Raw genomic sequence first — 6,786 nt, forward strand, 5'->3', positions numbered from 1 at the left:
TGTAGCATGGCTTTTTTTAAAAGCTCCAAATTTGGCACATTTTCAAGCCTGATCAAAAAAACAAAGCCGCTTAAAGCGGCTTATATGGGTTGGGTTTTTATAAATTATGGGGTTGTGCAACGGTTACCGGTGTTCTACGCAGTTTTTATTTCCGCAATATCTTTCCAACCATACACTTCTGAAATCCGTTTTGTATATTCATAGTTTGTTATTTCTTCTATAAATTCAGGTTCTTTTTTTAAATAAAAGGCTTTAATTTCAGCGTCTTTATTAAATTCCACACAGACACTTTTAATATCAGAATTTTTAAATTCCTCGATAATTCGACTAAAGAGTTCGGTTTTAATTAAATCTTTTTTATCATATTCCGTACAGTTCAGAGAGTAAATTTCTCCGTCATAATTGTCTTGGTCAATTGATATTCCACCATAAATGGAACCAATTTTTTTATTATTATTGTCAAATGCTAATAAGTTAATTTCACATTTTCGCATTTCAGTAAATCCTTTACGAAAGATGTGTTTTCTCCAATATTTAATTAAGTCAATCAGTTTAACGATTCCTTTATAATCTACTTTTTTTATATGTATCTCGGTTTTTTTCAAATTGCGTAGAACGTATTTGTATATGGCTCGTAGCGTGTAAATTAGCGATTATTTTCGGTTAAGCACTAGCCGAATTTTTTAATTTTCTTATTACCTTTTCTTTTCAATAAGCCAAATTAAAAAATTTGGCGGACTTCGCAAATATGCTGAAACTTCGGTTAATCAACTACCTAGCTATGAGCTATATACGGTGTTGTAAAACGTTTTTTTTATTTTTCAATCCGTTTTTAATTAATACCAAAATCAGAATTATTATCAGCGAAATGATTGATGAAAATGAATAAGCTCCACTTATATTCTCGTAAAAAGGTTCTTGAAAAGATTCCAACAATACCAAAGTTCCGCTCATAAACCACATAACAATTTCATAAAGAAAAAAAGCTATTATTAATCCGATTATTTTATTCCGAGTGCGAGTCAGTCGTTTTTTTAGAAGCAGAGTCAAGGTCATTTCAATACCGAAAACTATTAGCAATACAATTCCGACGAGTATTGGTGTCATTCCAATTTCGCCGCCTGCTAAAGTCGATTTTGAAATCCAAATCATAAAAAAAGTCATAGTCAGAATTGGATAAATCAGACAATATACTATCATTTCATTAATTTTCAAACTTGCTCTTTTTTATATACGGTTTTGTAAAATGTTTTTATTCAGTAACTCTTTTTCAATACTTGTCCGAAATCCAATATAAGTTATTTCGGCGATTTTTATTTTTTCATTTTCAATCCATTCCGCTTCTTCATTCATTAATTTTAATTCCACTTCGTTTTTCGTTAGATTTTTAATTTGTCCAACAAAATATGAATCATCGTCAGTTTCTGTAAATATTGCAATCAACTCTTCGTTTTCCAATTCCGATAAACATTCGGACATATTATTTATTTTTTCGAGTGGCAGTTTTCCGATAAATTCTGTATAATTATTATTCTTTATTTCACTTAATTCTTCTTCGTCCCATTCTCGGTATTTGTCAATTTCAAAATTTCTAATAATTGCAAAACCATCAAATTCTTTTGTTTCGTCATTAAAGCAGATAAATACAAAGATATTGTCATTTGATTTTAAACAAATTCCAGAATAAACTTCGTCTCGATTTGGTGCTAAATCAACGTGAATTGGAATTCTGTTTTTGATGGTTTCCTGCATTTTCTTGATTTGGTCAAATGTTTTACAACGGTTGGGTATATGAAAAGTAGCGGATTAAAATGCCGAAACTTTCGGCTTATTACTTATGTTTATTAATATGCCATAACTTCGATTTATCACTGAACCCGCTATTTTTTATATACCGTGTTAGCGGTTCGGGCTTTTTTATGGCATTCCATAATATTGTTTAATCAAAGTCGCAAGGATATTCGCTGAAATTCCTGTGGCTATTTTTCCTACACCGTTCAGAGACTTATTAATGATTTTTGAAATCCAACTATTTGATTTTTCGCCCAATCTATTATCCCCGATATTTGGTTCTTCTACTGCGATGATTTCAGAAATTTCTTCAATGTCAACCTTGTCTATCCCTTGTTTTTCCAATTCGCTTTGAAACCTTGCCAAGTCATTTTTATAAAGAGTGACATTATTCTCAATTTGATTTTCGTTACCAGTATTAATTATATTTCCGTCCCCTGAATTATTAATAGTATTATTCATTTGATTTATAATTGTTTGGTTATTAATTTCTGCTCTTTTATTAAATGTTTCTATTTCAACATTGTAACCAAATTTTTCTGCAATCGACATAACAAAGTCTAAAAGTTTTGTTCGAATAGCATTTGGGATTTCTACAACAATATTTGCATTCCCTGATAATCTTGCTCCAATTACGTCAACCCTTGCGTCACTTCTGTAAAGCTTTCTTGCAGGTCCTTGCAGAATATGAAGCATTTCCATTGGTAAAGCTGTTTCAATTTGTCCTCCAGAATTACTTTCGGATTCCCTTGCAAGTTTTTCTACTGCCGCAATTCCTTCTCGAACATAAACATATCTTAGTGAGCTTCTATAGGGTTCGTCTATCATTGAAACAGGTAATTCCCCAGAATGCCGATGAATGTACATTTGCATATCAATGTATAAAGTTCCTATTGCTCGTCTATAAGATGGTATATTTTCTTTCTGTTCTTTATATCCATTCAGTTCAGAATTTGTATACTCGACTAATTCTTGGTTTTTTATAAGTTTCCCAAAGTAATTCAACTTCATTAATGGGGCGGACAGACTTTTATCCGTATTCACTAAATCATCAATAACTTCTTGCAATAAAAATGTCTGTTTCATTCTGTTTGTTTTTTTTGCCTGACCGCTAACGTTTAGTATAAAAGAAGTAGGGCTGTAAATAAGCAATTATCTTTCGGATTATCCACAAGCCAAATCTTTTGCATTTTGTTTTATATTATTCATCTAAAAGCCAAATCAAAAGATTTGGCGACCTCGAAAATAAGCCTGAACCACTGGGTTTAGCACTTACTTGCCCTATTTTTTTTATACCTTGTTGCCACACGTTTTTCTCCTGTATGATTAATAGTTTAAGTCAAACAGAATTGATTTTCTTTTTTCACTGCTCAGTAAATAAAATCCACTTTCACTTATAAAGTCAATTTGGATTTCTTTCGGTTGGAATGGAAGCTCATCATATTGAATTGAATCCTTTATAAAATTCGCAATTGTCATTCCTCGTTCCTTATAATAGTCAGTATTGTCCATAATTCGTTCAATATCAACCATGTTTTTTATTTCAAAAAATAGAAATTGTCTATTTTCGGTTAACTTACTATTAGTTTCAGTTCTTAAGGTTTTAAATCCAAGTTCAGCCCATTCAGCATTAAATTTATCTGCCAAATATTTGTCTGTTTCTGTCATTTTAGTTTCATCAGATGAACATCCAATACATAGAAAACTAAAAACTATTATTAAGGATTTTTTAATATGCATAAATTTTTCAAATGTTCGTTAAGGCACATGGTTTACAAAGTTAAAGTCACATCCTTTACACTAGATTTTGACTCAGTCTAATTGATACTTGTTTGTCTCTTATGTTATTTTCGTTAAAGTAACCTAAAAATACGTCTCTATAAAATACTCTCCAAATTCCGTTTCCTTGATCTTCAGCACCTACGTATTTTCCTTTAAGTCCGGCAGTTAAATATACCCAATAATATGATTTCCACCGCATAGATCCATTTTGGCACACCTTCATCACTTTCATGGTTGATGGATAGTCATAATTTGTTATTTTTTCAGGGTATGGTCTATTGGAAAAATCATGGCAATCCGCAGGTGTTTTCATCCCTAAAGATTCATGGGGCCTTATGTGGTTGTATTCTTTTACAAATCGATTTAAACTGCGCTGTTGGGCCTTCAAATCGAATGACGAGGGCTTGGCGCAAGCTGCTTTTAAATCACGGTGCATACGCTCGTGTCGTCCATTCTGATCTGGTCGTGCCGGATCGGAATAAACGGGATCTATTCCCAGTTCAATAAACCAATACGATAGCCTGGTATATCTTTGAATAGCAGCTACAGATCCAAAGGGACTTCCGTTGTCGGTATGTATTTGTTTTGGGATGCCATACTTTCTAAAAACCTTTGTAAACTCTTGCTTAACAGAGATAAAGTTTTCTTTGTAATGTCCTTTTGCAGAAAACAAAAACCTGCTTTTGGAATCGGCAATAGTAAGCGGATGGCAGTATATTTTATTACCCATTAAAAACTTCCCCTTATAGTCTGCGCTCCAAACTTCATTGCACTTCTTGGGGTCGAAAATTGGATACACAGGCTTGACTCTTCTGCTTCGCTTTTGTGGTTTAACTAGACCGTTTTTGAAAAGAATGTTGTGAACCGTAACCACACTTGGAATAAGTTCTTCAGGATACTGTTTAAACAACAATATGCGGATTTTCTTGGCGCCCCAGAGCATGTGTTTGTTCTTTAATTTTAGAATTGAATCCTCAACTTTCTGATCGGTTCTGTTAGGATGATTAATCGGGGCTCTTTCTTGCTCAATTAAGCCAGATAGTCCCATTTTTTCATACCGAAAAATCAATTTGTAAGCGGTAGGTCGCGATATATTAAATGACCTACAAAGTTCTGTGATGGTGTAATTTTGGGTTAACCATTCGTGAATAAATTCTACCTTTTGTTCCATTTTAGTTTTTGCTTTCCAGACCATGATAAATCGCTTTTTCAAGCAATTTATGAATCTTAAAAGTGTAAACTATGTCCCTTTAACTTTGTAAAGGATGTCCCTTTACCGTACCCAAATGTGTGGCAACGTTTGGTATAAAAGAAGTAGGGCTGAAAATAAACAATAAATTTTCGGATTAACCACAAGCCAAATCTTTTGCATTTTGTTTTATATTATTTATCTAAAAGCCAAATCAAAAGATTTGGCGACCTCGCAAATACGCCTGAACCATTGGGTTTAGCACATACTTGCCCTATTTTTTTTATACATTGTTAGGCACAGTACTTTACACCACTTTATTCATATCAACCTTATATCCGCTATTCCTTAGTTCCTTTGCTAAATCAATTTTCCATTCTCCATTGAGTGCTATGTAAACTACTCCAGTAATATCATTTGGCGTTTCAACATTGTCCTTTACAATCGCACAAACATTCTCTCTACCAATTTTTCCAATTAAATATCCGTGTTCAAATACTACATTTTGTCTTGCTCTCGGTTTTAAATCTAATTTTTCCATTTGTTTTGAGCCGACATCGCAAGGTGTATATAATACAATTCCAAATCCGACATTGGAATACGCTTCTATTTTTTCAATTATTGTTTTTCCTGAAGATGCTTGTTTGTGAAGAATAATCGGTTCAAAACCTAAATCTTTAATAAAACTCTCAACCGTGATTTTGGTTAAATCATCGTGTCCGTGAACTATGAAAACTTGAGACATATTAATTTCGATTGGGGTATTATCAGATAATAGTACTTCATCTTCTACATCTGAATTCAAAAGATTAATTTTGTTTTTCAGTTTTGTCAAATTCCCTAACTTTAATTCGACTCTTCTTAAAAAGTTGACCAAGTCCTGATTTGGTTTTGGTCTTGCACCACCTATAACTGACATTGTGAATCCTACTGTTTGAGTACAATTGTCATAACTTCTCCAATATTCATTTGCTGGATTATTAAATGACTGTTTTAAAAGTTCTAAATTGTAATCTGTCCATTCCGAATATTGACTTTTAGCGTTTCCAAAATCTTCATCATTTTCAATTCTATCTTCGATAATGCTTTCTCCAATTGCAATTCTGTCTTCGAGTTCTTTTTCGAAAACAGCTTTTTGTTTTTTAAGTTTTGTAATGGGACTTACCACTTGTTTTTTTCTTGTAGCCATTTTTTTTTCGTATTGTGCCTAACGGTTACGGCTATGAGTAGTGCGCCAAAAATTCACTGATTTTCGAAATTCGCACGAAGCCAAAACTTTGTTTTTTACTTAATTTTCATTTTTGCACCAAAACAGAGTTTTGGCGACCTCGTAAATATACAATTGCTTTTGAATAAAACCCAAACCCAGCATTGCTTATAGCCGATGTTGTGGGAGGGTTTTCTATTTAACCGGACTTTAAAAAAGGGGAGAGTCCATCGGGGCTTGCCGAAAACACGGTTTTTAATTCTTCGAAAAAAAACACCTACCAAAAAAATCTTCACACGTTTTGCCCTCTACTATCTTAGGAAAATAAGCGATTGCCTTTGACGGAATCCCAAAATTCCCAGTACCAACTTCGAAAAAGGACACCTGCCAAAACCTCTGCATCCAGCTAATCATTCTACTATCGTTAGCAAATAAACAATTGCCCTTGATGGGATTTTGGGATTCCCCAGCCTAAAAACCGTGTTTTCTTTTTATAAATAATCCCGAACCTTTTTTCGGTTTCATTCCGCTGCGGCTTACATAATTTTTGCCCATTTAAACTCTCCCACAACGGTCTCGTATAAGAATAGTTGCGGGTTTACGTGCGAGGATTTTCCGCAGGAAAATCAGACGTAGTAAACTTGCAACTACCTTTGGTTAAGCCCAAAATTGAGCAATTATTTTTATACATTGTGCCTGTTGCACAAGTTACCAATTTTCCTTAATTTCATGGTATGCAAGGAAAAAAGATCTACCAAGAAAAGCTCTTCAACGATTTCCGTTTGAGTGAGCGCGTTCCAGCGCACAATTTTTATCG

At 33.5% G+C, this 6,786-nt stretch carries 7 protein-coding genes; all 7 read right to left on the reverse strand.

All coding sequences use genetic code 11. The features are described 5' to 3' along the window. Positions 1–134 precede the first annotated feature (134 nt). Complete coding sequence (locus ESU54_RS17415; RefSeq protein WP_146744060.1) at positions 135–605, reverse strand: hypothetical protein; 471 nt, start codon at positions 603–605, stop codon at positions 135–137. 181 nt (positions 606–786) lie between these two features. Then, positions 787–1,215: a hypothetical protein gene (locus tag ESU54_RS17420; RefSeq protein ID WP_146744061.1), complete on the reverse strand. Its 429-nt coding sequence runs from the start codon at positions 1,213–1,215 to the stop codon at positions 787–789. 12 nt (positions 1,216–1,227) lie between these two features. Next, complete coding sequence (locus tag ESU54_RS17425) at positions 1,228–1,752, reverse strand: hypothetical protein (RefSeq protein ID WP_111846072.1); 525 nt, start codon at positions 1,750–1,752, stop codon at positions 1,228–1,230. A gap of 165 nt (positions 1,753–1,917) precedes the next feature. Further along, on the reverse strand, positions 1,918–2,877 hold the full coding sequence (locus tag ESU54_RS17430; protein ID WP_146744062.1) for an AbiTii domain-containing protein: 960 nt from the start codon (positions 2,875–2,877) through the stop codon (positions 1,918–1,920). Positions 2,878–3,117: 240 nt separating this feature from the next. Beyond that, complete coding sequence (locus ESU54_RS17435; RefSeq protein ID WP_146744063.1) at positions 3,118–3,531, reverse strand: hypothetical protein; 414 nt, start codon at positions 3,529–3,531, stop codon at positions 3,118–3,120. 55 nt (positions 3,532–3,586) lie between these two features. Further along, a complete protein-coding gene (locus ESU54_RS17440; protein ID WP_160113325.1) occupies positions 3,587–4,744 on the reverse strand; it encodes an integrase core domain-containing protein in 1,158 nt (385 codons plus the stop codon). A 325-nt stretch (positions 4,745–5,069) separates the two neighbouring features. Further along, a complete protein-coding gene (locus ESU54_RS17445; protein WP_235004644.1) occupies positions 5,070–5,951 on the reverse strand; it encodes a TIR domain-containing protein in 882 nt (293 codons plus the stop codon). Positions 5,952–6,786: the final 835 nt, after the last annotated feature.

The organism is Aequorivita antarctica, from assembly GCF_007997155.1.
Classification (GTDB): Bacteria; Bacteroidota; Bacteroidia; order Flavobacteriales; family Flavobacteriaceae; genus Aequorivita; species Aequorivita antarctica.